The 25,021-nt window shown below is 66.6% G+C and carries 26 protein-coding genes; 17 read left to right on the top strand and 9 right to left on the bottom strand.

What is annotated here, in order from left to right; translation table 11 throughout:
* Positions 1-4: 4 nt before the first annotated feature.
* Positions 5-1,309 carry an extracellular solute-binding protein gene (locus AB0L70_RS15375; protein WP_363684238.1) on the bottom strand — a complete coding sequence of 435 codons (1,305 nt, stop codon included), beginning with the start codon at positions 1,307-1,309 and terminating at the stop codon, positions 5-7.
* 136 nt (positions 1,310-1,445) lie between these two features.
* On the opposite strand from AB0L70_RS15375, the gene AB0L70_RS15380 reads away from it, so the two are divergent.
* Positions 1,446-2,507 carry a LacI family DNA-binding transcriptional regulator gene (locus tag AB0L70_RS15380; RefSeq protein ID WP_363684240.1) on the top strand — a complete coding sequence of 354 codons (1,062 nt, stop codon included), beginning with the start codon at positions 1,446-1,448 and terminating at the stop codon, positions 2,505-2,507.
* Here AB0L70_RS15380 and AB0L70_RS15385 read toward each other — a convergent pair.
* Positions 2,491-3,258, bottom strand: a complete 768-nt coding sequence (locus AB0L70_RS15385) for a phytanoyl-CoA dioxygenase family protein (protein ID WP_363684242.1) — start codon at positions 3,256-3,258, stop codon at positions 2,491-2,493. The two genes, AB0L70_RS15380 and AB0L70_RS15385, sit on opposite strands and share 17 nt — an antisense overlap.
* Positions 3,259-3,344: 86 nt before the next feature.
* On the opposite strand from AB0L70_RS15385, the gene AB0L70_RS15390 reads away from it, so the two are divergent.
* Positions 3,345-4,091, top strand: coding sequence for an AraC family transcriptional regulator (locus AB0L70_RS15390; protein ID WP_363684244.1), 747 nt, complete (start codon positions 3,345-3,347; stop codon positions 4,089-4,091).
* 16 nt (positions 4,092-4,107) lie between these two features.
* Here the strand turns inward: AB0L70_RS15390 and AB0L70_RS15395 are convergent, their stop codons facing one another.
* Positions 4,108-4,704: a hypothetical protein gene (locus AB0L70_RS15395; protein ID WP_363684246.1), complete on the bottom strand. Its 597-nt coding sequence runs from the start codon at positions 4,702-4,704 to the stop codon at positions 4,108-4,110.
* Positions 4,705-4,763: 59 nt separating this feature from the next.
* Complete coding sequence (locus AB0L70_RS15400; protein ID WP_363684248.1) at positions 4,764-5,486, bottom strand: alpha/beta hydrolase; 723 nt, start codon at positions 5,484-5,486, stop codon at positions 4,764-4,766.
* A gap of 202 nt (positions 5,487-5,688) precedes the next feature.
* On the opposite strand from AB0L70_RS15400, the gene AB0L70_RS15405 reads away from it, so the two are divergent.
* From AB0L70_RS15405 to AB0L70_RS15445, 9 genes are all read left to right on the top strand, one after another.
* Positions 5,689-8,241 (top strand): tetratricopeptide repeat protein, encoded by a 2,553-nt coding sequence (locus AB0L70_RS15405; protein ID WP_363684250.1) that lies wholly within the window; start codon positions 5,689-5,691, stop codon positions 8,239-8,241.
* A gap of 159 nt (positions 8,242-8,400) precedes the next feature.
* Positions 8,401-9,258, top strand: a complete 858-nt coding sequence (locus AB0L70_RS15410; RefSeq protein WP_363684252.1) for a hypothetical protein — start codon at positions 8,401-8,403, stop codon at positions 9,256-9,258.
* A gap of 166 nt (positions 9,259-9,424) precedes the next feature.
* Complete coding sequence (locus AB0L70_RS15415; protein ID WP_363684254.1) at positions 9,425-11,044, top strand: sugar ABC transporter substrate-binding protein; 1,620 nt, start codon at positions 9,425-9,427, stop codon at positions 11,042-11,044.
* 3 nt (positions 11,045-11,047) lie between these two features.
* Positions 11,048-12,004: an ABC transporter permease subunit gene (locus tag AB0L70_RS15420; RefSeq protein WP_363684256.1), complete on the top strand. Its 957-nt coding sequence runs from the start codon at positions 11,048-11,050 to the stop codon at positions 12,002-12,004.
* A complete protein-coding gene (locus AB0L70_RS15425) occupies positions 12,001-12,876 on the top strand; it encodes a carbohydrate ABC transporter permease (RefSeq protein WP_363684258.1) in 876 nt (291 codons plus the stop codon). The genes AB0L70_RS15420 and AB0L70_RS15425 overlap by 4 nt, the downstream gene beginning before the upstream one ends.
* 28 nt (positions 12,877-12,904) lie before the next feature.
* Positions 12,905-13,912 carry a LacI family DNA-binding transcriptional regulator gene (locus AB0L70_RS15430; RefSeq protein ID WP_363684260.1) on the top strand — a complete coding sequence of 336 codons (1,008 nt, stop codon included), beginning with the start codon at positions 12,905-12,907 and terminating at the stop codon, positions 13,910-13,912.
* A 14-nt stretch (positions 13,913-13,926) separates the two neighbouring features.
* Positions 13,927-14,643, top strand: a complete 717-nt coding sequence (locus tag AB0L70_RS15435) for an aminoglycoside 3'-phosphotransferase (RefSeq protein ID WP_363684772.1) — start codon at positions 13,927-13,929, stop codon at positions 14,641-14,643.
* An 18-nt stretch (positions 14,644-14,661) separates the two neighbouring features.
* On the top strand, positions 14,662-15,204 hold the full coding sequence (locus AB0L70_RS15440; RefSeq protein ID WP_363684262.1) for a molybdenum cofactor biosysynthesis protein: 543 nt from the start codon (positions 14,662-14,664) through the stop codon (positions 15,202-15,204).
* Positions 15,205-15,448: 244 nt separating this feature from the next.
* On the top strand, positions 15,449-15,943 hold the full coding sequence (locus tag AB0L70_RS15445) for a class E sortase (protein ID WP_363684264.1): 495 nt from the start codon (positions 15,449-15,451) through the stop codon (positions 15,941-15,943).
* A 245-nt stretch (positions 15,944-16,188) separates the two neighbouring features.
* Here the strand turns inward: AB0L70_RS15445 and AB0L70_RS15450 are convergent, their stop codons facing one another.
* The 3 genes from AB0L70_RS15450 to AB0L70_RS15460 form a co-directional block, all read right to left on the bottom strand.
* Positions 16,189-16,611: a hypothetical protein gene (locus AB0L70_RS15450; protein WP_363684266.1), complete on the bottom strand. Its 423-nt coding sequence runs from the start codon at positions 16,609-16,611 to the stop codon at positions 16,189-16,191.
* A gap of 45 nt (positions 16,612-16,656) precedes the next feature.
* Entirely contained in the window at positions 16,657-17,391 is a 735-nt protein-coding gene (locus AB0L70_RS15455; RefSeq protein WP_363684267.1) for a methyltransferase domain-containing protein, read from the bottom strand.
* A gap of 84 nt (positions 17,392-17,475) precedes the next feature.
* Positions 17,476-18,243 carry an SDR family oxidoreductase gene (locus AB0L70_RS15460; protein WP_363684269.1) on the bottom strand — a complete coding sequence of 256 codons (768 nt, stop codon included), beginning with the start codon at positions 18,241-18,243 and terminating at the stop codon, positions 17,476-17,478.
* Positions 18,244-18,439: 196 nt separating this feature from the next.
* Between AB0L70_RS15460 and AB0L70_RS15465 the strand changes: the two genes are divergently transcribed.
* Both AB0L70_RS15465 and AB0L70_RS15470 read left to right on the top strand, forming a co-directional pair.
* Positions 18,440-19,678 carry a neutral zinc metallopeptidase gene (locus tag AB0L70_RS15465; protein ID WP_363684270.1) on the top strand — a complete coding sequence of 413 codons (1,239 nt, stop codon included), beginning with the start codon at positions 18,440-18,442 and terminating at the stop codon, positions 19,676-19,678.
* A gap of 18 nt (positions 19,679-19,696) precedes the next feature.
* Positions 19,697-21,031, top strand: coding sequence for a neutral zinc metallopeptidase (locus tag AB0L70_RS15470; RefSeq protein WP_363684272.1), 1,335 nt, complete (start codon positions 19,697-19,699; stop codon positions 21,029-21,031).
* Here the strand turns inward: AB0L70_RS15470 and AB0L70_RS15475 are convergent.
* Positions 21,024-21,203, bottom strand: a complete 180-nt coding sequence (locus AB0L70_RS15475; protein ID WP_363684274.1) for a hypothetical protein — start codon at positions 21,201-21,203, stop codon at positions 21,024-21,026. The genes AB0L70_RS15470 and AB0L70_RS15475 overlap by 8 nt on opposite strands.
* 34 nt (positions 21,204-21,237) lie before the next feature.
* On the opposite strand from AB0L70_RS15475, the gene AB0L70_RS15480 reads away from it, so the two are divergent.
* From AB0L70_RS15480 to AB0L70_RS15490, 3 genes are all read left to right on the top strand, one after another.
* On the top strand, positions 21,238-21,627 hold the full coding sequence (locus tag AB0L70_RS15480; protein ID WP_363684276.1) for a hypothetical protein: 390 nt from the start codon (positions 21,238-21,240) through the stop codon (positions 21,625-21,627).
* On the top strand, positions 21,627-22,535 hold the full coding sequence (locus AB0L70_RS15485; protein WP_363684278.1) for a neutral zinc metallopeptidase: 909 nt from the start codon (positions 21,627-21,629) through the stop codon (positions 22,533-22,535). The genes AB0L70_RS15480 and AB0L70_RS15485 overlap by 1 nt, the downstream gene beginning before the upstream one ends.
* Positions 22,536-22,702: 167 nt before the next feature.
* Positions 22,703-23,392, top strand: a complete 690-nt coding sequence (locus AB0L70_RS15490) for a neutral zinc metallopeptidase (protein ID WP_363684280.1) — start codon at positions 22,703-22,705, stop codon at positions 23,390-23,392.
* Here the strand turns inward: AB0L70_RS15490 and AB0L70_RS15495 are convergent.
* Positions 23,385-23,840: a GNAT family N-acetyltransferase gene (locus AB0L70_RS15495; RefSeq protein WP_363684281.1), complete on the bottom strand. Its 456-nt coding sequence runs from the start codon at positions 23,838-23,840 to the stop codon at positions 23,385-23,387. The genes AB0L70_RS15490 and AB0L70_RS15495 overlap by 8 nt on opposite strands.
* Before the next feature lie 231 nt (positions 23,841-24,071).
* On the opposite strand from AB0L70_RS15495, the gene AB0L70_RS15500 reads away from it, so the two are divergent.
* Positions 24,072-24,971, top strand: a complete 900-nt coding sequence (locus AB0L70_RS15500) for a hypothetical protein (RefSeq protein ID WP_363684283.1) — start codon at positions 24,072-24,074, stop codon at positions 24,969-24,971.
* Positions 24,972-25,021: the final 50 nt, after the last annotated feature.

The following is a 25,021-nucleotide window of genomic DNA, read 5'->3' on the forward strand; positions in this document are numbered from 1 at the left end:
CCATCTACTTCGCCGACTTCTCGTACGCCGTCTGCAGCTGGCCGGCCACCTTCGCGGGCTCGGCCTGGCCACTCAGGATGCCCTGGATTCCCTTCCACATGGCGTTGTTGAAGACGTCGGTGGTCAGGACGTCGATGTTGTAGCCGAAGTCACCGGTGCCGTCGGCAATCTTCGCGGAGTCGTCCAGCACCTGCTTGAACAAGGGCGACGCCTTCATGCCGGTCGTGTCGATCGGGTACGCCGGAATGTCCTGCAGCTTCTCCGCGGCCCAGCGACCGTGGTCGGCGGTGAGCTGGTAGTCGAGGAACTTGATCGACGCGTCCGCCTTCTTGGTCGACGCGGAGACGAAGGTGCCTGACCCCAGACCACCACTGAAGATGCCCGGGCCGTCCTGCGCCGGGAACGGGATGAAGCCGACGTCGAACTTCGCGTTCCGCTCGATGTCGAGGGCCAGCCAGCTGCCGGTCGGGGTCATCGCGGCCTTGCCGGAGTAGAACAGCGCGTTCGCGTTGTCGTAGCTCACCGCGGTGGGCGACGGAGTCAGCAGACCCTTGTCGTTCCACTGCTTCCAGACTGCCAATGCGTCCGTGACCGGCTGACTGTTCCACGACGTACGGCCGTTGAGCAGGTCGTCCATGCCCTTCGAACCGACGGCGCTGGACAGCGACATGCTGAGCAGGTGGCCGCCCTGCCAGCCTTCCTTGTCACTGACGGCGATCGGGAGGATGTTGTTCTGCTTGATCTTCTCGGCCGCCGCGGTCAGTTCGGTGAGGTTCGTCGGCTGCGCGATCCCGTACTTCGCGAACAGGGTCTTGTTGTAGAAGAGGCCGACCTCCTCGATCTGGCTCGGTACGCCGACGAGCTTGCCGTCGAAGGTGACCCGCTTCTTGGCGAAGTCGTAGATCGGCCACTTCTTGTCGGCGTACGCCTTGGTCAGGTCGTAGACCAGCCCGGCCTTGGCCAGGGCGCCGGCGAAGCCCGGTCCGGTGTCGTACCCGAAGACGTCCGGACCCTCACCAGAGCGCAGTTGGGTCTGCAACACGGTCCGGACGTTCTCGCTCGGGATCACGTCGAGCTTGACCGTGATGCCCGGGTTCTTCGACTCGAAGGTCTTCAGGTCGGATTTGATCAGCTCGAGGTCGGCCGGATCCTCCGGCTGCCCGATCATGTAGCGGATCTCCTGCTGGGTGTTGCTGTCCTGCTTGACGTCCCCGGATCCGGTGCCCGGGGCGCCGCCGGTGCACGCCGCGGTGGCGAGCAGCGCTCCGGTGGTCAGCACGACCGAGGCGACGAATGCGTTCCTCTTCACGAGCTACTCCCTTGTCAGGGCACTGCGTCGGTTACAGTTCTAACGTTAGAAGTTCTAACGTTAGAACGATGCTGACCGCGGTCATGGCCTCTGTCAAGATGTCGTCCTACGGTTGTTGGGTTGCGAAGGGAGAACGATGGCGCCTGAGGTTGACGCCGGTGCGGACAGCCGCCCGACGCGTCCCGCCCGGCTGAAGGACGTCGCGGAACTGGCCGGAGTGTCGCTGAAGACCGTCACCAACGTGGTCCACGAGCGGCGCTACGTGAAGGACGAGACCCGGGCCCGGGTCAAGGCCGCCATCGCCGAGCTCGGCTACACCCCGTCCTTGGTCGGCCGGCAGTTGCAGAGTGGTCGCAGCAACATCGTCGCCCTGGCCGTTCCACGGATCGACGAACCGTACTTGGGTGCGTTGGCACACGCCCTGATCATGGCCGGCGAACGGCATGGGTACGCCGTCTTCACCGACGAGACCGGCCGCAGCGACGACCACGAACTCCGCGCCGCGGGTGGGTATCCCGGTCACAGCATCGACGGAGTCATCTACAGCCCGCTGGCCGTGGATCCCCAGCGGGTGACGGAGCTGAGCCGGTTCACCCCGATGGTGCTGCTCGGCGAACACCTCAGCGAAGGTACGGCGGACTACGTCGCGATCGACAACGAGCAGTCGGCGCGGGACGTCGTACGGCATCTGGCCGAGAGCGGACGGCAACGGATCGCGTACGTCGGGGGCAATCCGAATCGGCCGTCGAGCGTCGGGCAGTTGCGATTCCAGGGTTTCTGCGCCGCGGTGAAGGAGCTGGGTCTCGAGAGTCGCGACGAGTGGTTGCTTCGCTGTGACCGCTACAGCCGGGAGGCCGGTACGGCGATGGCCGAGCGGCTGCTGCCCCGGATCGACGAGATCGACGCCCTGGTCTGCGCCAGCGATCTGCTCGCCATCGGGGCGATCCGGACCCTGATCGAGCATCAGGTCCGGGTCCCCGACGACGTGGCGGTGATCGGCTGGGACAACATCATCGACGGCCGCTATCTGTCCCCGAGCCTCAGCAGTGTCGCCACCGACCTCGATCTCCTGGCGGACAAGACGTTCGAGGCCCTGATCAGCAGGATCGACGGCAATCGCGACCCGGCCCGCATCTACACCGTCCCGCACCAACTGGTCATCCGCGAATCGAGCCGGCCGATCAGTCCGTCCCGGTGACGTCGAGGACGAAGCGCTGGGCGGGCGTCAGGCGGTTGTAGGTGGCAACTCGGATGTAGGTCTGCTGGTCGAGTTGCTGGGGCAGGTGGCGCTGGGCGAAATAGGAGTGGAGCGCTCGCCGGGGGTTGGTGGTGCGGTTCTCGGTGCCGCCGTGCCAGAGGTGGCTGTTGAAGATGACGACCGTACCGGCCTTGCCTTCGAGTTGAATCTGGTCGGGATGGGCGTCGGCCGGATCGGACATTTCGTCGGCGGGGAGGGTGCCGCGGCGGTGGGATCCGGGGACTACTCGGGTGGCGCCATTCTCCGGAGTGAAGTCGTCCAGGAGCCAGATCGAGTTGCAGACTTCGTAAGCGCCGGGGGTGACCGGGTGGCCGGAGTCGGCATGCAGGGCCTGGTGACCCTTGCCGGGGTGGGCGGCGCGGCTGTTGAGGGACGAGAGCTTGAACTCGCCGAGTACGTGATTCATCGCGGCCAGGACGCGTGGGTGGCTGAAGCAGACCTCGAACCTCGGGTCCTTGTTGACCAGGTCGGCCAGGCGGTCGGTGCCTTGCTCCTGGTGGACCTCGAGGCCGGCCCGGTCGCCTTCGGCGGCGGTGAGTTCTGCGAGTCGTTTGTTGAGGCTGGACACCTCTTCCAGGGTCAGGATTCCCTCGAGCGGGAGGAATCCGTCGCGGTCGAGCTGGTCCTTCTCGGCCTGCGTCAGTACGTCGTCGGTGACGCCGAGGTCGCGAAGTGCGGTCGCCATGTCCATATCGAGAGACTCCTTCACAGATGCACGAATCGATGCCAGCATCGAGCCACCGTGCCTTGAGAACAATGCAGGAGGCGACAGGACTTATGCACGAATCGCCTCGACTGCTCGGCGCCGGCGTACACACGGCTGGGCCGGGCAAGGACTTCCCGTCGCATGCGCACACATCGTGGGAGCTGGTCTACTACGTGCGCGGGCGGATCACGTGCCCGGTCGGAGATGAGACGTACGCCGCTACGCCGGGGACCGTCCTGCTCACGCCGCCGCGGACGTGGCATGCCGAGCGCAGCCGGACCGGGTACGCCAATCGCTTCCTGCAAGTCGATGCCGCGACCGGTTGGCCTTGGCCGCGGGTGTGTTTCGACGACGGGGAGCGCAGTCTCGGGCGGGTGTTCGACGCGATCGTCCGGGAGAGTGCGCAGCCCGGTGATGACAGCGACCGGCTCACGGCGTTGCTGCTGGGTGAGTTGGATCTGCTGCTTCGTCGTACGGCGTCGGCAGCGCCGGTGACCGCAGGCGAGCAGTTGGTCGCGCAGGCTGAGCGAATCTTCGAGGATCGGTTCGCTGCGGGGGTTCGGATCGGTGAGGTTGCGGCCGAGCTGGGGATCTCGCCGTCCGGCCTGCGGGCGCTGTTCGCACGGTTGCGGGGGACGAGCCCGCGCGCAGTCTTGCAAAGCATCAAACTGCGGCATGCGCTGGGCTATATCCGCAACTCCACCCTCCCGCTGCAGGCGATAGCCGAGCTGACCGGGTACGACTCGGTCAGCCACCTCAGCCGCCATGTGAAAGCCGCAACCGGCTCCCCACCGGGTGCTTTGCGCACCACGGATTGAGGAGCCGGTTGGCTAATCAGCCTGCAAGCGTCAGCGAGACCGTCGCGTTGTTGATGACGGCGCCGAGGAGCTTGCTGTCGGAGAGTGCGCCGGCGGTGGAGATCTCGGTGAGCGCCGACTTGGTGCCCCAAAGACCCACGTAGCGGGTGGCTACCCACCGGGTCGTGTTGCCGCTCTTGTAGGTGTAGACCAGGGTGCTGGCGGTCAGCGGGCCCTGGCCGGTGGTGGAGCGCATCGTGACCGTCGACGTACCGACGATGTGAAGGCCGCGGGTCCCCTTCAGGGCGGCGATCTTGTTCTTGAGGGCGGTCGCGGTGCTGATCTTGTAGTTGTAGGTGGTGTCGAACCGGATCATCCGGTTGGCGGTGGGGTCGGTGAACCGGGCCTGGTCCTGGCCGAGGACGACGAGGCGCCAGGTCTTCGGGAGTACGGCGGTCGCCTGATAGCCCAGGTTGGAATGATTGAAGTACCGCTTCACGTAGGTCACCGACTGGGTGTTGCTAGCGGCAACCGTCTTCAGTGGCGCCGCGTTACTCGGCAACGCGCCACCAATCACCAGCCCCATCGCGGCAACACCACTCGCCGCGCCGGCCAGAATTCCGAGTCGCTTCATCTCCGTACCCCCTTGAGCCGCCACCTTGACGGCGTACTAACTCAGACTCACCGAACCGGTCAAAGGTTGAGGTGTCGGATGAAGAAGTGGGTCGAGTCCTCGGTTTCGGACCAGGGGACCTTGAAGTGGTTTCCGGGGGTGGCGTGCAGGGTCTTCGCGGGAGAGGCGAAGGCTTCGAAGAGGGCCAGGCCGGGGTCTCGGGGCAGTTCGTCGTCGTGCAGCGGGAGGATGAACTGGAGCGGGACGGTGACCTGGCGGGCCGCTTCGAACAACGCGTCGTACACGAGCACGCCGCCGAAGACCGCAGCCGTGATGCGGGAGTCGACGGCCGTGAGCGGGATGCCGATCGCGGTGGCCAGGGTCATGCCGCAGTAGCCGATCGGACCGACGTCCGGGAGCTTCTCGAGGGCGTCGATGGTCGCCTGCCATTCGGGTACGGCGCGTTCCGACAACGACATGTTGTACTCGGTGACGATCGGCACGATCGACTGTCCGGCCGCACGAGCGGCCAGCATGGACGCGACCCAAGCCTCGTCCTGCTCCGACCGCGGGCGGTCGCCGTGGCCGGGGGAGTCGATCGACGCGACGGCGAAGCCGTTGGACACGAAGTGGTGGGCGCGGGCAACAAGTGCCGGCGTTTTCTTGTGCAGCCCGCCGGGGTGACCCATCAGGATCAGAGGTGCGGAGCCGGACGTCGGTGACCAGAGGACACCGGGTACGTCGCCGACGGAGAACTCGCGCTCGATGACGCCGTTCGCTGAGGTTTCTGCGCTGAATTGCATGAGAGTCGCCTTTTCAGAAGGAGTCTTGGCGCTCTCGGCGACAGTTACGTCAGTCGCCCAACCATGACCGGGGACGAGAGCACCCTTGGGTTCATGGGGCTCACCTCCTCGCGTGGTGTCACGGACCCGAGCATCGTGCCATCCGGATCGGCGGACCGCCAAGTTATTTACGGCGGCCCACCTCACAGCTGAGACTGACGGTATGGGTGGGGGAATGGTGTCGATGCTGTTCTCGGATATCGAGGGCTCGACGGTGTTGCTGCGGCGGCTCGGGGACCGGTATCTGGATGCGCTGGACGGTCACCGGCGGATCCTGCGCGCGGCGTGGACGGCGCACGGCGGAGCCGAACAGGGGACCGAGGGCGACAGCTTCTTCGTCGTGTTCCCCACCGCCGATGACGCGGTCGCGGCTGCGGTCCAGGGGCAGCGTGGGCTCGACGATCATTGCTGGCCCGGTGGCGAGCGGATCCGGGTGCGGATGGGTATCCACACCGGTACGCCGGGTGTCTACGACAACGACTACTGGGGGATGGACGTCCACCTGGCGGCCCGGATCGCGGGCGCGGCGCATGGCGGCCAAGTCGTCCTCTCCGCGGTGACAAAGGACCTCACCTACCTGCCCGATGGCGTCACCGTCCGCGACCTCGGCACGCATCACCTGAAGGACATCCCCGAACCCGAACGCCTCTTCCAACTCGAGGTCGACGGCCTGCAAGCCGACTTCCCGCCACCCAGAACCCTCGGTACGGCGACCAGCCTGCCGGTGCCGGCCACCCAACTTCTCGGCCGAGGCCCCGACCTGAGCCGAATCACCGAACTCATCAACGACGTCCGCCTGATCACCCTCACCGGCCCTGGCGGCTCGGGCAAGACGCGGCTCGCGATCGAGGTGGCCGGCCAGGTGACCACCAGCTTCCCGGGCGGGGTGTACTTCGTCCCGCTCGCGTCCGTGACGTCCGAGGAGGTGATGTGGTCGTCGATCGCCGAGGTCCTCGACATGCCACCGCGGGAGCGTCGGCGGATCACGGCGTACCTGGCCTCCCGCACTTTGCTGCTTGTCCTCGACAACCTCGAGCAGATCCCGGACGCGGACAAGGTCGTTGCCGAGATCCTCGAAGGCGCCGCGCACGTGAAGATCGTCGTGACCTCGCGACGCGGGCTCGGCCTGGTCGGCGAATACCGGCACCCGGTCATGCCGCTCGGACTGCCGGACGACGACGGCCAGGCCGAGCAGTCCGCGGCCGTGCAACTGTTCGTCGAGCGCGCCCGCGCGGTGCAGCCCGGGTTCGTCCTCGGCCCGGAGAACGTGGCCGAGGTCGTTGCCCTCTGCCGTCGGCTCGACGGCCTGCCGCTCGCGATCGAGCTCTGCGCGTCCCGGATCCGGGTGCTCAGTGTCAAGGAACTACTGGCCCGGGTCGACTCCGCGCTCGATCTCGCGTCGGCGAGCAAGGTGACGCCGCAGCGGCAACGCACGTTGCGCGAGACCATCGCCTGGTCGTACCACCTGCTGAGCGACGAACACCGGCGTACGTTCCGCCGGCTGGCGGTTTTCTCCGGTGGCGCCGATCTGGCCGCTGTCGAAGCCGTTGCCACCGGCACAGATCCGCTCGATGCCGTGGCCGAGCTCCACGACGCGAACCTGATCGCGCTCGCCGCAACGCCTGAAGGTACGCGGATCCAGCTCTTGCAGACCATCCAGCAGTACGCCGGTGACGAGCTGGCGGCCACCAACGAGGTAAATGTTGTCCATGGCAATCATGCGTCGTACTACGCGGAGCTGGCCGAACACCTCGAGGTCCTGAAAAGCCACACCAACGATCCATTGCTCGAACGTGCCGAGACCGACCTGGACAACTTCCGCGCCGCCCTCGGCTGGGCCGTCGAGCACGACCTGCCGACCGGGCTCCGCCTCTGTTCGGCCCTCGGCTGGGTCTGGGTGCTCGGCGGGTATATCGCGGAGAGCCGCCGCTGGCACGAGTACGTCGTGGCTACGGCCGGATCCACGTCCTCGCCGGACCTGGCCGCATGTCTGCGTGGCTTGGCCAATGTCCTGCTCATACAGGGCGAAACGGACCGGGCCGAGGAAGTCGCGACCCGCAGTCTCGAGATGGGCCGGGAGTTGGGCGATCCAGCTGCGATTGCGTTCGGGATGACTGTGCTCGGTTCGGTCCAAGGCCGGCAGGGCGACCTCGAGACGGCGGAGCGGACCCTGACCGAGGCCGTGGAGCGCCACCGGTTCCTCGATGACGACTGGCGGCTGGCCCGGGTCCTCGGCCACCTCGGCGGTGTCGAGGAGGAACTCGGCCGGCTGGATCGGGCCGAGGAGTTGCTCCGCGAGGCACTCGCGATCACCGAATCGCTCGGTGACGCGCACGAAGTCGCCGTCCAGGGACAGAACCTCGCCTACCTGCTGGCGCTGGCCGGCCGGGTCGACGAGGCCAGTGAACTGGGCCGTGAACTGGTCCCGACCGTGCTCGCACTCGGCAGCCCGGGCCTCACGATGGCGTTCTCGAACACGCTGATGAACATCCTGCTTCGCCGGGGCGATCCCGTCAGCGCAGCCCAGTTGTTCGGGGCGGAGGAGGCGATGGGTGAGCGTCTCGACCTGCCCAGCTACTACCTGGCGGACGAACTCGAGGAAGCGCTCGCCCTGGTGGGCGACTCGATGACCCGTGGCGAGTGGGAGAAGCACCGCTTGGCCGGCCGCGCCGTCCGGGTCGAAGATCTCCTCGGGCGACTGGACCTGCCGGAGTAGCCGAACGCGCCAGGATAGCTCCGATTCGCGGTGATGCGACACAAATGACCGGTCGGGCGGTTGTGCGGGGCGGGGAGTCCATCCATACTGCTTTTCACCGCCGTCGGCGGTCTGTGGGGGCAGAACTGGGGATCAAAAGGGGAAAATGGGGGGCTTGCTATGCATGCCTGGAAGTTACTTCGTGCTGCGCTGGCAACGGGGATTGCCGGCGCGACGGTAGTCGCGGTGGGCCTGGCCGCCAACGCGGTGCCACCGACCAGCACGATCGAGGTCGGTACGACAACCGTCACGGCCGGCGAAACCTTCACGGTGACGCAGACCGTCTACAACGACCGCGATTTCGCGATCACCGGTGGCAAGGCCGGCTTGTACGCCAAGGAGACCTCGCTGCCGGGTCTGGTGGACCTGGTGTCGTGCCCGGGGGCGTTCGCGTGTGACACGTTGGGCGGCAGCGTCCGGGGTGGTGTCGGCGAGATCGCACCTGGTGGGTCGGCGACGGTGGTCTTCACCTTCCGCGTGAAGGCGGACGCGGCGACGCAGACGATCACGCTGCAGCACCAGTTCATCGGTGAGAACTACGCGTTCGAGACGTTCGACGGTCCGACTCTCGACATCACCGCGGCGCCGCAGGCGACCGATGTCGCGGTCACGCTGGGCGCGACAGTGCGGCCCGGCGTCATCTCGCGGGTCACCTACACGGTCACGATCAAGAACAACGGCCCGACCGACGCGACCGACGTACGCGTGGTTGGAACTGTCCCGTCGCGGCTGGTGCCTGTCGCAGGTGGGAACTGTGTGCGGGTGGGGACGAGCCGCACCATGAACTGTGATGTCGCATCGCTGGCGAGTGGCGCAACTACGACGAAGACGTTCGTGGGCGATGCCACGCTGCTGACGCTCGGCCTGTTCCAGGCCACGGCTACCCGGACCGCGAGTTCGCCGGCTGACCCGGTCGCGGCGAACGACAAGGCGATCCGCAACTGCACGGCGCTGACCAGCCTGGTCGTGCGGTGCTGACGACGTACTGAAGTAGTCAACCGGCCGGCGGCCGCGGGTTCCCTGGGAGCCCGCGGCCGCCGGTTTTTCACGTCCATGCCTTGCATCGAGGGGCGGGACGGGTTTACGGTCCGGGTTAACGTTTAAGTGAGTGTTAGTGAGCACTTGTTCATGACTTGGAGCAGCTATGATCAATCGGCGGCGATTCCTGCAGGTGACCGGTGCCGCGGTGCTCGCCGGGCCCACGCTGGCGGCCTGCGGTGACGGTGGTACGGCGAACGGTGGCGCGAAGGCGTCGAGTGACCTGACGTTGCCGACGTACAAGCCCTTCGAAGGTTTGCGGCCGGACCTGGCGGGAGCGGAATCGGGGCTGGAGCCCGGGTTCTTCAAATTCCCTTCGGACGCGATCGCCAGCGTGAAGCAGCCGCCGCTGAAGAACGCGGTGACCGCGCTGACCGAAACGTTCGCGACGCCCCCGCCGCCGATGGGCAGCAACCCGATGTGGCAGTCGCTGAACTCCGCCCTCGGTGCGGAGCTGAAGCTGACCATCGGCACCGACCCGGGCTACCCGGAGAAGTTCGCGACGCTGCTGGCCAGCGACTCGCTGCCGGACCTGATGTGGCTGCCGCCGAACCAGGGCATCCCGAACATCGGCCCGATGCTCGAGGCCAAGTTCCAGGACCTGACCAAGTACCTGTCCGGCGACGCCGTACTGGAGTATCCGAACCTGGCCGCGCTGAAGCCGGCCTCGTGGCGGACCGCGGTGGTGAACGGCAAGATCTGGGGCGCTCCGATCCCGTCCACGCCGTTCGGCCAGGTGATGATGGGCAACCCGAAGACCTGGCAGAAGGTCGGCGGCCTGCAGTGCTCGACCGCCGACGAGTTCTTTGCCAAGTGCAAGGAGCTGACCAACGGCACCAACTACGCGCTCGAGCCGGCCATCATCAACATGCTGCACATGTTCGGCGAATGGTTCGGTGCCCCGAACGGCTGGCGGGTGAACCAGGACCGCTCGCTCACCTACCTGTACGAGACGGACAACTACAAGGCCGCCGTCGAGTACGCCGCCAAGCTCTGGGCGGCCAAGGTGTTCTACCCGGACCTCAACCTGGCCGACGCGACGCCGAAGACCGTGAACGGTCAGATCGCCGCGCAGGTCACGGTCGGTCCGCGGGCCACCTCCGACTTCCGTGCGCTCGACCCGACGCTGTTCGTCGAGACGATGATCCCGTTCGGCCATGACGGCAAGGCGAAGCCGGTCTACGACATGGGCTACGGCACGGTCGGATTCACGCCGTTCAAGAAGACCGACGAGGGCCGGATCCGCGAGCTCCTTGCACTGATGGACTACCTGTCGGCGCCGTTCGGCACCAAGGAGTACCTGATCAAGAACTTCGGCGTCGAGGGGCAGCAGTACCAGCTCGACGGGCAGAAGAACCCGGTGCTCACCAAGGCCGGTACGCAACAGGCGCCGGGCCTGGTCAGCGCGCTGCAGATCATGAACGCACCGGAGAGCGTGATCTTCAACCCGGCGTACCCGGACGACACTCGCAAGATCTACGCCACCGAGCAGAAGCTGCTGCAGTACGCGATGCGCAACCCGACCGCGGGCACGTACTCCGACACGTCGAGCAAGCTCGGTCCGAAGCTGACCGCGGCCTTCCGGGACACGATCGTCGACATCGTCACCGGCCGGCAGAAGATGGACGCGTACGACGCGGCCCTCAAGCGCTGGAAGTCCGGCGGCGGTGACAAGATGCGGGACGAGTTCGCGGCCGTGCTGCCCGCCGGCGTGCCGGTGTCCTGAGCGATGCTGAAGCGAGCGTCGTCGAGGGCGCAGGTCAAGGCAGGCCTGCCGTTTGCGGTGAAATGGCGCCGGGACTGGCAGATGGTGCTGCTGATGATCCCGGGCGTCGTGTTCCTGCTGGTGTTCTTCTACCTGCCGGTGCTGGGCAACGTGGTCGCGTTCCAGGACTTCCAGCCCTATCTCGGCATCATGCACAGCGAGTGGAACGGCCTGCAGAACTTCGTCAACCTGTACGACAACCCGGACTTCTGGGACGCGTTGCGGAACACGTTGCTGCTGGCCGCCGTACAGCTGCTGCTGTTCTTCCCGGTGCCGATCGGGCTGGCGCTGATCGTCGATTCGCTGGTCAGCAACCGGATCCGGCGGTGGTTCCAGACCATCGCGTACCTGCCGCACTTCCTGTCCTGGGTGCTGGTGGTCACGCTGTTCCAGCAGTCGCTCGGCGGTGCCGGGTTCATCAACAACCTGCTCCGGCAGGCCGGGCTGGATCCGATCCCGTTCATGACGAACCCGGACACGTTCCCGCTGCTCGTGGTCGCGCAGCTGGTCTGGAAGGACGCCGGCTGGGCGATGATCATCTTCCTGGCCGCGCTGACGACGGTGGATGTCTCGCTGTACGAAGCGGCTGCGGCGGACGGTGCCGGTCGTTGGCGGCGGCTCTGGCACATCACGTTGCCCTCGCTGCGGACGGTCATCGTGTTGCTGCTGATCCTGCGGATCGGCGACATCCTGAGCGTCGGCTTCGAGCAGTTCATCCTGCAGCGGGACTCGGTCGGGCCCGGGGCGGCCGAAGTACTCGACACCTTCACGTACTACGCGGGTGTGGTCGGTGGCGACTGGAGTAGCGGGGCTGCGGCCGGCTTGGCCAAGGGCGTGGTCGGGGCGTTGCTGTTGTGGGGTGCGAACTCGTTGGCACATCGGCTCGGTGAGCCGGGGATCTTCCAAAGGCGTGGCGCATGAGACCTATCTGGAAAGAACGTCCTTCTCCTGGCTATCAGGCGATCAAGGCATTGGTACTCGGCGGCTTCGCGCTCGTGATCGTCGTACCGATCCTGGTGGTGATCTCGACGTCGCTGGCCAGCGATCGCGACATCATCGACGCGGGTGGGTATGTGTTGTGGCCGTCGCATCCGACCGTGAAGGCGTACCAGACGTTGTTCAGCGGCGGGTTGATGGGCCGGGCGATCCTGGTCAGCGTGTTCGTGACGCTCGTCGGTACGGCGATCGCGCTGGCGGTCACGATCGGGTTGGCCTATGCCACCTCGCGGCCGGTGCTGTTCGGGCGGCCGGTGTTGTTGATGGTGCTGTTCACGCTGCTGTTCGCACCGGGGATCATCCCGATGTTCCTGGTGGTGAAGCAGCTCGGCCTGCTCGACAGTCTGTGGTCGCTGATCCTGCCGGGCGCGCTGGGTGCGTTCAACTTCGTTGTCCTGCGCACCTTCTTCATGAACGTGCCGGGCGAGTTGCTGGAGAGCGCGCGGATCGACGGCGCGAGCGACTTCACCATCCTGCGGCGGATCGTGATGCCGTTGTCCAAGGCTGTGATCGCGGTGGTCGGTCTTTTCTACGCCGTTGGGTTCTGGAATGCGTTCTTCAACGCGCTGCTGTACCTGAACGACACGTCGAAGTGGCCGGTCCAGGTGATCCTCCGGACGTACGTCCTGCAGGGCAAGTCGTTGTCGGCGGACCAACTCGGGGTGGAACCGCTACCACAACCTCAGTCCCTGCAGATGGCCGTCGTGGTGGTCGCCCTCGTCCCGATCGCCCTGGTGTACCCATTCTTGCAACGACACTTCACCAAGGGTGTCATCACCGGAGCGGTCAAGGGCTAGGCGCTACCTGATCTGAGAGAATCTCACTATGACCGGGCAGACGCAGGACCGTCCCACGCTGAGGATGGTCGCCAAGGAGGCGGGCGTCTCGGTTGCGACCGTGTCGTACGTGTTGTCGGGGCGGCATCGCAGCCACACCATCAAGGACTCCACCGCGGACCGGGTCCGGGAAGCGGCGTCGCGGCTGGGGTACCGCCGCAACGATGCCGCGCGCGCAATCCGGACCGGCAAGTCCGATCTGGTCCTGCTGTCGTTGAGCGTGCTCGCCGATCCGTGGTCGCAGGCGGTCGCGGAGACGGTGAGCGACGCGGTCAGCCCGCTCGGGAAGACCGCGCTGATCGTTGCCGACGGCGACTGGCGGACGGTGCTGTCCAATCGGACGCCAGACGTGATCTTCATCGACAGCGTCAGTACGGATCCGGCTCAGATCGCCGAGCTCGAAGCCTTTGCCGCACAGGGCGTGCAGATCGTGGCGTTCAGCGAGACACTCGAGCCGCGGGGGTTCGACGTGATCCGGTCCGGGGCCGAGCCGCGATGCCACCTCGCCGTCGAGCACCTGCTCGAGCACCACGACCGGGTCGGCGCGCTCACCTCGCGGACCACCGGGTTCGCTCGGTTCGACGCGTATCTGAACACGGTCCGCGCCGCCGGCAAGACGATCCGGGACGAGGACATCGAGGTCTTCGAACGCCACCCCGAAGGCGCGTACCGGGCCGCGATGACGTTGCTGAGCAAGCCCGATCGCCCAACCGCGATCTACTGTACGACGGACTTCGCAGCGATCGCCGCTGTCCGGGCGGCCCACCGGCTGCGGATCGACGTACCCCGGGATCTGGCTGTGGTCGGTGTCGGGAACACACCTGAGGGCGAGCACCTGGATCCGTCGTTGTCGACCGTCGGACCGGTCGGTTTCAACGAGGAGCTGGCGCAGATCATCGTCAGCCGGTTGACCGATCGTGAGGGCGCGCCGGGGGAGATCTTCGACTTCCCGTGGCAGCTCCTCGTCCGCGACTCGTCGAAGGTGGTCGCTGGTTGAAAGGCTGGGAACCGGTGACGGGCGGGGAGTCCGGTATGTCGGTGTTCCGGCGCGGGGACGTGTTCGCGAAACGCTGTGGTGTTGGCGATGCGGTCGCGCTGCGCGAGGAGCGGGATCGGGCGGAGTGGCTCGCCAGTACGGGGTTTCCTGGGGCGACCGTAATCGACTGGGTGGAGTCGGCGGACGGTGCTTGTCTGATGACGAGCGCGGTGCCTGGTGTGCCTGGGGATGCGCTCCCGCCCGCCTCTCGTACGGTTGCGGCCGATCGACTGGGGCGGGCGCTGAAGGACCTGCATTCGTTGCCGGAATGCCCGTTCGAGCGGCCGCTGGCGTCGGTGATCGCGCAGGCGGAGGACGTCGTACGGCGGGGTGCGGTGAACCCGGCCTTTCTGACCGACGAGTGGCGGTTGCTGGACCCTTCGGAGTTGCTGGCCCGGGTAGTTGCTGAGCGCCCCTATGTGGAGAGCGTGCTGGAGCCCGTGGTGTGTCACGGGGATGCTTGTTTGCCGAACGTGTTCTTCGATCCGGAGACTTTGGACGTGACCGGTCTGATCGATCTTGGGCGGCTTGGGGTTGCGGATCGGTACTCGGATCTCGCGTTGACGGTGATCCAGATGCACGACGAGTGGTCGGCTGACCCGGCGCCGCTCTTCGAGGGTTATGGTCTCGTGGACCTGGATCGTCGGCGGTTGGAGTTCTTCCGGCTGCTGGATCCGCTGACTTGGGGATGATCGCCGTACCCTGGTTCGATGGGCATTCCGGTCGAGGTTGTCGGGCTGGTGGTCTCGCGGGTGCACGCCTTCGATGGGCGGCCGGATGACGGGCCGCGGCCGGATCCTGAGCCTGTCGGGCGGGCGGAGATCGAGATCAAGGCCGAGCTGGGGATCGTGGGGGATCGGTACTTCGGGCAGACGGTCCACCGGAACGCCGCCGTCACGTTCGTGGATGCGGCGTCTTTGGATCAATTGGCTCGCGATCTGGAGTTGCCGGCGGTGCCTGATCCGCTGCTGATGCGGCGGAACGTCGTACTTCGTGGCTTCCCGATCGACACGCTCGCCGCTCATCGCACTTCTGCGGGCGTTCGCGTGCCGGGGCGTCGGTTCACGCTCGATACCGGCAGTGGGCCGATCACGTTCCAGGCCAAGCGGGCTGCGAGCCCCTGCGCCTGGATGAACGTGGTCCTGGCTCCTGGCGCCCATCAGGCACTCCGCCGGCATGGCGGGATCCGTTCTACCCCGCTGACTTCCGGCACCCTTCGGGTGGGACCGGCCACTCTCGCGTTGCTGGATTGACCCGATTTTCGGGCGGTTTTCGCTCCGGCGGCATACCGTCGGAGGGGTGAGGCTGGTGGCGGGGCTGTGCGTGGTGGCGGCTGGGTTGGTTGGGTGCAGTGACACGGCGCCCACCGGCGGCGCGTCACCCACACCCACGCCTACAAAAACCTCCGCACCGCCAAGCAGCCCGTCCACGTCGCCCACCAGTCCATCCAAGACCCCGACTCCGACCCGCAAGCCGACAGTTTCCGGGGTCGTGACGATGTCTATTCCGGCGATCGGGGTGCGGGGATTGCGGGTGGTGGCTTACCCGGGTACGGCGGACGATCGGCCGGGGACTGTGATCCAGAACCGCGGCGTTGCGGCTAGTCCGCGGGGTCCGGCCGGTGGAGTGGGGCCGGGGGAGATCGGGAACTTCATCATCACCGGGCACCGGGTGAGCCACGGTCGGCCGCTCGAGCGGGTGCCTGGGTTGGTGAACGGTGACCACGTGCTGTTCACGGCCGGTGGGACGGTCTACGACTACGTGATCGGTCGGACGATGACGATCTCGTTCCGCAAACCGGCCGAGAAGGCCCAACAGAACGCAGCCGTCCCCGGGCAGCCCGGCGTACGCCCGACCAAGCCCATGCTCACCATCTCCACCTGCGCCACCCCGGAAGACCACGCCGCCGGCAACTTCTGGCACGACGACCTGGGCAACCCAGAACACCGAATCAACAAAATAGCCACGCTAGTCGCAACCCGCCGCGCGTAACCCGCCCGCCGCACGCGCCGGGTCTCACCCCAGGGCGGCTCGGGGAGAGTTCGGGGGGCCGGATCTGTGCCACTCACCAAGTACGGACCAAGCCGGCCGCGCACGCTCAGAACTAGCCCCGCGACGACCCGGCGGCCGGGTTAGTGAGTGTCACAGGTCCACACCCCAGTCACAAACCCAGGCAACCGGGATCGACACAGCGCCATCCCACGGAATCGAGTGGCGCCAGCTCTGGAGGGCCGGAACTACTTGCGGCCGAGTTTCCACCACTTGGGTTTGTTCATTTTGATTTCGTCGGGCTCCATCGGTGGGGGGACCGGTGGGCGGGACTCCTCGGTGAGGAAGTTGCCGGACTCGGTGTCGTACGGCGTGACGCCGAGCCGGCGGCTGATCTCCATTACGACGGGGATCGAGCGCGGGCCGTCGTTCAGGTAGAACGTGATGTCACGGACCTCGACGCCCTTGCCGATCGTCATCTCGACGTCGTACTCCGGACTTCGCAACGCCAGCCAGGACGGCTTGCTCGTGTCCACGTCCGGTACCACCTCGCGGACCACGGCCACCACGTCGGCCGTCGAACCGACCGATGGGGGCTGGTAGTCGTCCGGCATGTCGTCGAGGCGGCGTACGCCTCCTGGCCCTCGCACCGCGTAAACAGCCCAGCTCATGTCCCCAGCATCCCCTACGCCAGGCCCGCGGGCGACAGGCGGGTCTCAGCGCTTACGCGCAGCGAGCATCGCGAAGGTCAGGTACTCGCCCTGGTCGGCCTCGAGCATGTCGAGCGAGCCGTCGCGGGTCCCGGCGTACTCGGAGACGGCCCGCGACCACATCAGCCAGTCCTCCCAGCCGGACTCCTGCAACCGCGCCGCGGTGACGTCGACGAGCTCGGTGATCTCCCACTGGAACCGCCACCAGTCCGCGGTGTGCCAGGCCAGCGCCTCCCAACCGACCACCTTCTTGATGTGGTCGGGGATGGACCCGAGGTCGCGGACCTCCTTGCGCAGCGCGGGCGTGGCGACGCCGAACTGCCCACCTAGCTTGAGAAACCCGGTGATGTAGGAGAGGTAGTTGTCCGCGGTCCCGAAGTACTCGTAGGCATCGATGCACACGATCGCGTCGAAGAACTCGCGGGCGAACGGCAACGTATGCGCCTCCGCCTTCACGGTCACCACGCCGTCGGCACCCTGCGCCGCGATGTGCGAAGTGGCCTCCGTCGGATCGATCCACAGGTCCGCCGCCCACACCTGTACGCCGTACTCCTTGGCCAGGAACGCCGACGTGGTTCCCTTGCCCGACCCCAGGTCCAGCACCCGCATCCCCGGCCGCAGCTCGAGGTCCTGCGCGAGATCCTCCAACAACCACAGGGGATGCGGCCCCATGTCGCCGGCCAGCACCCAGTCGGCGTCGTACCCGTTGGACCGCGGATATCCGTCGCGCTTCAGCTCCATCAAGACACCCTAGCCACGCGAAAACCACCTGCGCGCGGCATTTTCCGCGGTTGAGGCAGGACCGATCTCGACCCGATGATCCGCTTAGTAGACCGAGTAGCCGCCATCGACCAGCAGCACCGAGCCAGTGGTGAAGCTGGAGGCCGGGCTTGCCAGATAGAGGACCGAGGGTGCGATCTCCTCCGGGGTGGCGTAGCGCTGCTGGGGAGCGTCGAGGATCCAGTGCTGCTGGAACTGCGGCTCGTCGACAGGTGCCATATCCGTTTTCACATAGCCGGGAGCAATCGCGTTGACGCGGATGTTGTGCGGCGCCCACTCGGCGGCAAGGCTGCGGGTGAGGTGATGTACGGCGGCCTTGGAGGCGTTGTACGACGCCTGCCACTGCGGTCGGTTCACGATCTGCGCAGACATGCTGCCGACGTTGACGATCACCCCGCCGCCGGAGTCGATCATCCCGCGGGCGACCGCCGTACTGCAGTTCCACAGCGCGGTCAGGTTGAGGTCGAGCACCTGCTGCCACTCCTCCGGCGGTACGTCGAGTGACGGCCGGTGGATCGCGATTCCGGCATTGTTCACCAGGATGTCGATCCCGCCCAGCTCGGTGGTGACGTCGGCGACCAGACGACGTACGGCGTCCGGATCGGTGATGTCGGCCTGGACCGCGAGACCCCGTCGGCCGCGGGCCTCGATCTCGGTGACAACGGTGGCGTTCCGGTCGGTGTCGCGGCCGGCGATCGCGACGTCGGCGCCCGCCTCGGCGAGGGCCAGGGCGAACGCGCGGCCGAGGCCCCGGTTCCCGCCGGTGATCAGGGCTCGCTTGCCCTTAAGGGCAAAGCTGTCCAGGACGTTCATGCGCGACTCCTCTGAATCGGGGTTACTCGGAGTGACTTCCCGCCGGGAGCGGGTAGCGAAACGATGTCAATAGCTGCAAACCGGTTCCGGTGGGGGTGCCGGAAGGCTTAGCATCCCGTTGGTTCGGGATAGGGGGCATCCCGATAGTCAGTGGGTGGGACCGGCGGAGTCCGGTACTGGGGAGAAGCGGGGAATCATGGCGGACACGCCAGCACCCAAGCCTGGCCATTTTCTGCCAGGTGGGGAGGGTGAGCAGGGCGCCACGCAGGACAAGGGACCGGCCGCGGTCACGCCGCAGCAGGCACCGATGCCGAGGTACACCGGGGAGGGCGGCTCCGCGCCGCTGGCTGCGCCGACGCCGCGGTTGGGCGGCGAAGCGCCGGTCACGCCACCACAGCTGGCGGGCTCCCGGATCGACTCGAAGCGTGCCGGCCTGTCCGGCTCGCGCCTCGGTCCGCCGCCACCCGACGACCCGGCGGCCGCGGCGTACCGGGCTGTCTTCCATCCGGAGCCGATCCCGTTCATCCCCAAGAAGCGGTCGAAGGCGCTGGTCGCCCTGATCGTCGTCGGGGCGCTCGTCGTCCTCGGTGGCGGCGTCGCGTTCGCCGCGAAGGTGCTCTCGTCGTCCGGCGACATCTTTGCCAACCCGATGGGTACGCCGTCTGTCCGCAACGGTGAGGACACGCCCACCAAGGCGGCCGGCAAGCCGACCCCGGACGCCGACGTGGTCGGGAAGAACCCGTTCTACTCGGCCGGCAAGCTCTCCACGGTCAAGTGCGTCGAACCGGCGTACAAGCCGACCTCGCGGGAGAACGTCCAGTCGTACTACCAGGCCCTGATCGCGTGCATGGACAACGCGTGGAAGCCGCTGGTCGAGAAGGCCGGGTTCGAGTTCCGGTCGCCGCGGCTGATCATCTTCGACGAGGGCGACGAGACCGCGTGCGGCTTCCAGAAGAAGGCGGCGTCGTACTGCCAGGACGAACAGGGCGGCAGCGTCACCATGCCTTGGCAGGACCTGATGGACCAGTACCCGAAGAACAAGGCCGCGGCCCGCATCGACATGGCGCAGTCGCTGGGGTTCGTGTACGGCGCTCATCTGCAGAACCTGACCGGGATCTTCGAGGCCTCCGACAACCTGCGCGACACAGCGGCCAACAAGGCCGGCGAGCTGGAACAGGACCGGCGGGCGGCGTTGCAGGCGAACTGTTTCTCGGCCGTCTTCTTCGGTGCGGCCAGGAGCAGCTTCCCGCTGCGGGGTGAGCTGCTGAAGCAGTGGACCGCGCAGATCCAGCACGGCGGTGACGAGTACGCGGAGGACAAGGTCAAGGACCACGGCTCCTCGAAGAGCCTCACGTCGTGGATGAACCAGGGCTTCAGCAGCCTCGATCCGGCCACCTGCAACACTTTCGTGGCGGCACCCGCCAAGGTCAGTTGACGGAGAAGAGGACGACCGATGCCTGAGGACAACCCCTCGGACAGTGCCGGCGCAGACGGCGGCGGTGGTACGCGGCCGGAACCCGGGCACTTCCTGCCGGGCGGCACCGGCGACGTGCTGACCGACAGCGACGCGGCCGCGGCCCGCCCGCTCACCGGGAGCCGCAAGCAGGCCGTCGGCCTCGGCAAGGCTCGCGACATCTCCGGGCCGGATCCGGGCCTACGGCGCGTCGCGCGGCCGCTGCCGACCGATCCCAACGCCACCGGCGAGTACAGCGGTCCGCCTGCGGCCCCGTTGGCCGGCGCCCCACTGACACCGCTGACCGGCACCCGTCGTACCGGTGGATCGCGGCCGGTCGGCTGGCACTCGAATCCGTCCCGGACCGGCGCCCAGTTCACCACCGATGCGCCACCGGTCAAGCCGCCACGGCACTACTCCCGCGCGGTCATCGCCGGCCTCTCCGCCCTGGTCCTCATCATCCTCACCGGCGCCACCATCGCCGGCTTCAAACTCATCGACTCCTACGGCAACCCCGTAGACAACCCCATGTCCCGCCCATCGATCAAAAAGTCCGAGGCCCCCCTCCCGGTCCCGCCGGACCCGACCGTCACCATCACGAAGCAGGGCGTCCCGGACACGGTCCGCCTCCAGCAGAACAAGATCTACACGGTCGGCAAGCTGCCTGCTGTCCACTGCACCGAACCGTCGATCAAGCCGAACTCGCAGTCCGCGATCCTCACCTACTACCGCGCTCTGTTGCCGTGCCTGAACAAGGCCTGGGAGCCGCTGGTGACGAAGGCGGGATACACCTTCCGGCCGCCGAAGGTGGTGCTGCAGTCCAACCAGGGGGCGTCGCCGGACACCTGCACCGGTGAGTCCGACGTGGCGTACTACTGCAGCGACACCGAAAGCATCAACATCAGCTGGAAGAGCGACCTCGAGTGGTACAAGGACGATCCGCTCGGCGCGCGAGTGTGGATGATCGACACCTTCGCGCACGAGTACGGGCACCACGTGCAGCAGATGACAGAGATGATCACCGCCTCGTGGTCGCGGCAGGGATGGACGAAGTCGAACTCGATGAAGCTGGAGTGGTCCCGCCGCCGGGAGCTCCAGGCGACCTGTTTCGGCGCCGCGTTCCTGGGCGCGAACAAGCAGGCACTCGGCCTGTCCGGCGCGAAGCTGGACAAGTGGGAATGGGAAACCCAGCACTCGGGGGATGACTACAACCCGAAGAAGATCCGCGACCACGGCTCCAAGAAGAGCCAGTGGCTCTGGGCCGGCCCAGCCTTCCAGTCCACCAGCCCCGCCTCCTGCAACACCTTCACAGCCTCCGCTACCAAGGTCAGTTGACCGTGCGTACGACGAAGACCGTGGGGATCGCGGTTGTCGTCGTACTGGTTGGGGTTTTGGCTGGTTGTGGGCAGGGGGTGCGGCCGGCGGCGGTGGCGTCCTCGGTGACTACGTCTGCAGCCGGTCCAACCCCGTCCCCACCTTCGTCACCAACGCCTTCGCCTGCTCCCACCAAGACGACACCCTTCGATCCGGGGTCGATCGACATGGGGGCGCAGGTGGTGAAGAACAAGTTGTACGCCGCCGGGAAGGTGCCGCCGGTGCGGTGTGCGTTGCCGCGCCCGGACCTGACCAGCAAGGGGTATCTCCCACAAGGCCGGACCGTGAGTGGGCAACTTGAGATCCAGCGTCGCAAGGAGTTGCAGGCGAGCTGCCTCGGCGCCGCGTTCCTGGGCGCCAACAAGCGCGCCTTCCGTCTGACCGGGGCGCGGCTGGCGATCTGGCAGGATATCGTTCACCACGTCGGCGACGAGTACGGCAAAGTCCGCGACCACGGCTCGCGCAAGAACCACGCGTACTGGACCATCCAAGCCTTCAACACCACAAACCCGTCCGTCTGTAACACCTTCACCGCCCCGAGTAAACGAGTCAGCTGATGCGTCGCGACAGCATCGGCTTTGTGGTTGTCGTCGTACTGATCGCTCTGGTCGGTGGGGGTTGTTCTGGGGCTCGTCCGGCGCGGGAGCGACCGAGCTCTGTGTCTACGCCGCGGTCGATCTCCAAGCCGGTGGTTACTGCGACGGTTGCGCCGGCGCCGCCGGCTACGAAGAAGCCTCGGCCTGCGACGCCGTCGCCGACGCGGCGGGCTCCGGTGATCAAGGATCCGGTGCTGGTGCGGAACAAGCTGTATGGCGTTGGCAAGGTTCGGGCGGCGGCGTGTGCGTTGCCGGCGGACGTTGCCAAGAGCGATGCGGCGTTGACGAGCTACGGGAAGGCTCTCGTGGCTTGCATGAACCGGGCCTGGGCGCCGCTGATCACCCGCTCCGGGTCCGCCTTCAGGCCCGCGAAGATCGTTGCCAATGACACCGGAGTGTGTACCGAACCGCCGAGTACGGCGTTCTACAACTCGGAATTCGAGACGATCTGCATCGACTGGGACAGCTACTGCGTGGAGAATGCTGCGAGTTGGCGGACCGTGCAACTACAGACCGACCTCGCCCACGAGTACGGCCATCACCTGCAGCTGCTGACCGGGATCATGGACAACTACGACCTGGACACGCCGTCGTGGGCGCAGCTGGAACACGAGCGCCGGTTGGAGTTACAGGCGAGTTGCCTCGGCGCAGCCTTTGTCGCCGCCCACCGGAACGCCCTGGCGTTCACGAACTGGAGGCTCAACGAATGGGAGCAGATCGTCACCACGACCGGCGACGACAACGCCCCGACGGGTCCCCGCGATCACGGCTCCCGCACGAGCTACAGCTACTGGAACCACCGGGGCTTCCGGTCCGCGGATCCGTCTTCGTGCAACACCTTCACCGCCGCGCCCGGCTGGGTCAGTTGAGGTCGAAGAAGGTTGGCTGGCCGCTGATCGGCGTACTGGTCGTGTTGCTCGGTGGAGCTTGTGGGGGACCCACGACACCCGCCGCAAGTGATCCCACGCCCACGCCAACCGCGACACGGACCCAGTCGCCGGTTCCGGTGAAGACTCCGATCGGGGTCAGTGCACAGGTGATTGATCGGCACCTGCTGTACAACCCGCTGTACGACGCCGGGAGGGTGGCGGCTGATGGGTGTTCGTTGCCTACTGCTCGGCTGGCCACCGGGAAGGCGATGGTTCGGTATGCGACCGCCTTCACGCAGTGTTTGAACAAGGCGTGGGCGCCGGTGATCGAACGCGCCGGGTTCGAGTTCCGGCCGCCGGCCGCGGTGCACCCGGCCCCGACCGGCACCGAATCGGTGTGCGGAGTGATGGACGAGGACGTTGGTGCCTTCTACTGCGATACCGACCTGGGGATCTATTTCAACTGGCCGTCCTACGCGGTCCCCGGGGCGTCCCAGGAGGGCATCGGGGCATCGGTGCAATACCTGATCGCGCACGAGTACGGCCACCACGTCCAGTTCCTGACCGGTATCTCGGACAGCTACGACGACCGCTACAGCGCTGCTGCCAACGATGCCGCGCGGCAAGTGGACCAGAATCGGAGCGAAATGCAGGCGCATTGCTTCGCCACGGCCTTCTTCGGCGCCAATCGGAGGACCCTTCGCATCCGCGGTGAACGGCTTGCGCACTACGGGCACATTGGCTATGACCGTTCCGAGAAGGACATGGTCAACTTCGATCGCTGGTTGCGGCAAGGGTTCACCAAAGGTCCCGGCGGTTGTGGCACCTGGGCGGCTTCGGCGGGCGAGGTCAGTTGAGTTTGAGTTTGAAGCCCTCGTGGGAGTTGGTGAAGCCGAGGCGGTCGTAGAAGCGGTGGGCGTCGGTGCGGGACTTGTCCGAGGTGAGTTGGACCAGCGTGCAGCCGCGGGTGCGGGATTCCTCGATCGCCCATTCGATCAGCGTCGTACCGAGGCCGGAGCCGCGGGCCGGGGCGGCGACGCGGACGGCTTCGATCAGGCCACGGGACGAGCCGCGGCGGGACAGGCCGGGGATGATCGTCAGCTGGAGCGTGCCGATCACCTCATCGTTGCGTTCAGCAACTACCAAGAGCTGGTTCGGGTCGGCGTCGATGAGCTCGAACGCCCGCAGGTACGGCGTGAGGTCGTCGAGGGACTCGCGGGTGGCGCCGAGTTGGTCGTCGGCGATCATCGCGACGATCGGGGCGACATCGGCGGCGGTGGCGCGGCGGATCACCAGGTCGGTCATGACAGCAGGATCTCAAACGCCTGAAACGGTTCAGCGTTCGGGGGTAACGACCGTAGCCGTCGAACGGTAATTGCCTTATGCAATGACCTTTCCGAGAGTTACACGCCGGTGACGACTGTTTGCCCTGTGCAACCACGGGTACGGGTAATACTGGCACCACTGCATCCGCCCGTGCCGGGGTCGTGTGCGGTGTGCGCGGCAGCGGATGCGGGCCAGTCGGAAGGAAGACCCATGTCCGCGTTAGCGATCGACTTCACCCAGCCGTTCGAAGATGCCTTCAGCAAGTTGTTGTCGTTCATACCCAACCTGCTCGGTGGCCTCGTCATCCTGGTGGTCGGCTACTTCGTCGCCAAGGTGCTCGGGAAGCTGGTCGGCAAGCTGCTCGGCCGGGTTGGGTTCGACCAGTGGATGGAACGAGCCGGCGTCTCCGGTGTGCTGCAGCGGTCCGGCACGGGGCTGACCGCTTCAGCGATGCTCGGCAAGGTCGTGTTCTGGTTCGTGTTCCTGATCAGCTTCACGATGTTCGCCTCGGCACTCGGGGTCCCGGAGATCTCGAACTTCATGAGCGACATGCTCGGTTACATCCCGCGGATCTTCGCCGCGATCGTGATCATCTGCCTGGCGGCGCTGTTCGCGAACTTCCTGGCCGCGATCATCCGGGGCGCGACCGGTAACGAGACGCTCGCCAAGGTCGGCAAGTACGCGGTCCTCGTGTACGCCGCCTTCGCCGCGCTGACCCAGCTCGGGATCGCCGTCCAGCTGACCGGCAACACCCTGCTGATCGTGCTGGCGGGCGGCGCGCTCGCACTCGGCCTCGCTTTCGGCCTCGGGGGCCGCGAGATGGCCGGAAAGGCGCTCACGAACCTGTTCAGCCGCGACAACATCAACAAGCCGGCCGCTTCGATGGGTTCGAACGGTACGGCGACCTACCCGAGCCAGGGTGGATACGAAGGCCAGGGTGGATACGAGGCGCCGCAGCAGGGCGGTCACGAAGCCCCGCAGCAAGGTGGTTACGAGTCGCAGCCGGGCTATGAGCAGCAGCCGCACCACGCGACCCACGCCGCTCCGCAGAACGGCAGCTGGTCCAACGGCACGCCGCCGCAGAACGGCAACTGGCAGGGCGGCCAGTAGTCGGTAGCAATCCCAGGCGGGCGGCATCCACAACGGGTGCCGCCCGTCGC

Origin of the sequence: Kribbella sp. NPDC051952, assembly GCF_040680855.1 — a bacterium.
Classification (GTDB): Bacteria; Actinomycetota; Actinomycetes; order Propionibacteriales; family Kribbellaceae; genus Kribbella.

Excerpts from the sequence above, each read along its gene's own strand:
- AB0L70_RS15385 (WP_363684242.1), bottom strand. The coding sequence starts at position 3,258 with ATGGACATGGCGACCGCACTTCGCGACCTCGGCGTCACCGACGACGTA.
- AB0L70_RS15455 (WP_363684267.1), bottom strand. The coding sequence starts at position 17,391 with ATGGAGCTGAAGCGCGACGGATATCCGCGGTCCAACGGGTACGACGCC.
- AB0L70_RS15445 (WP_363684264.1), top strand. The coding sequence starts at position 15,449 with ATGTCTATTCCGGCGATCGGGGTGCGGGGATTGCGGGTGGTGGCTTAC.
- AB0L70_RS15465 (WP_363684270.1), top strand. The coding sequence starts at position 18,440 with ATGGCGGACACGCCAGCACCCAAGCCTGGCCATTTTCTGCCAGGTGGG.
- AB0L70_RS15480 (WP_363684276.1), top strand. The coding sequence starts at position 21,238 with ATGGGGGCGCAGGTGGTGAAGAACAAGTTGTACGCCGCCGGGAAGGTG.
- AB0L70_RS15400 (WP_363684248.1), bottom strand. The coding sequence starts at position 5,486 with ATGCAATTCAGCGCAGAAACCTCAGCGAACGGCGTCATCGAGCGCGAG.
- AB0L70_RS15425 (WP_363684258.1), top strand. The coding sequence starts at position 12,001 with ATGAGACCTATCTGGAAAGAACGTCCTTCTCCTGGCTATCAGGCGATC.
- AB0L70_RS15470 (WP_363684272.1), top strand. The coding sequence starts at position 19,697 with ATGCCTGAGGACAACCCCTCGGACAGTGCCGGCGCAGACGGCGGCGGT.
- AB0L70_RS15390 (WP_363684244.1), top strand. The coding sequence starts at position 3,345 with ATGCACGAATCGCCTCGACTGCTCGGCGCCGGCGTACACACGGCTGGG.
- AB0L70_RS15420 (WP_363684256.1), top strand. The coding sequence starts at position 11,048 with ATGCTGAAGCGAGCGTCGTCGAGGGCGCAGGTCAAGGCAGGCCTGCCG.
- AB0L70_RS15485 (WP_363684278.1), top strand. The coding sequence starts at position 21,627 with ATGCGTCGCGACAGCATCGGCTTTGTGGTTGTCGTCGTACTGATCGCT.
- AB0L70_RS15405 (WP_363684250.1), top strand. The coding sequence starts at position 5,689 with ATGGGTGGGGGAATGGTGTCGATGCTGTTCTCGGATATCGAGGGCTCG.
- AB0L70_RS15500 (WP_363684283.1), top strand. The coding sequence starts at position 24,072 with ATGTCCGCGTTAGCGATCGACTTCACCCAGCCGTTCGAAGATGCCTTC.
- AB0L70_RS15440 (WP_363684262.1), top strand. The coding sequence starts at position 14,662 with ATGGGCATTCCGGTCGAGGTTGTCGGGCTGGTGGTCTCGCGGGTGCAC.
- AB0L70_RS15450 (WP_363684266.1), bottom strand. The coding sequence starts at position 16,611 with ATGAGCTGGGCTGTTTACGCGGTGCGAGGGCCAGGAGGCGTACGCCGC.
- AB0L70_RS15380 (WP_363684240.1), top strand. The coding sequence starts at position 1,446 with ATGGCGCCTGAGGTTGACGCCGGTGCGGACAGCCGCCCGACGCGTCCC.
- AB0L70_RS15410 (WP_363684252.1), top strand. The coding sequence starts at position 8,401 with ATGCATGCCTGGAAGTTACTTCGTGCTGCGCTGGCAACGGGGATTGCC.
- AB0L70_RS15395 (WP_363684246.1), bottom strand. The coding sequence starts at position 4,704 with ATGAAGCGACTCGGAATTCTGGCCGGCGCGGCGAGTGGTGTTGCCGCG.
- AB0L70_RS15430 (WP_363684260.1), top strand. The coding sequence starts at position 12,905 with ATGACCGGGCAGACGCAGGACCGTCCCACGCTGAGGATGGTCGCCAAG.
- AB0L70_RS15415 (WP_363684254.1), top strand. The coding sequence starts at position 9,425 with ATGATCAATCGGCGGCGATTCCTGCAGGTGACCGGTGCCGCGGTGCTC.
- AB0L70_RS15460 (WP_363684269.1), bottom strand. The coding sequence starts at position 18,243 with ATGAACGTCCTGGACAGCTTTGCCCTTAAGGGCAAGCGAGCCCTGATC.
- AB0L70_RS15495 (WP_363684281.1), bottom strand. The coding sequence starts at position 23,840 with ATGACCGACCTGGTGATCCGCCGCGCCACCGCCGCCGATGTCGCCCCG.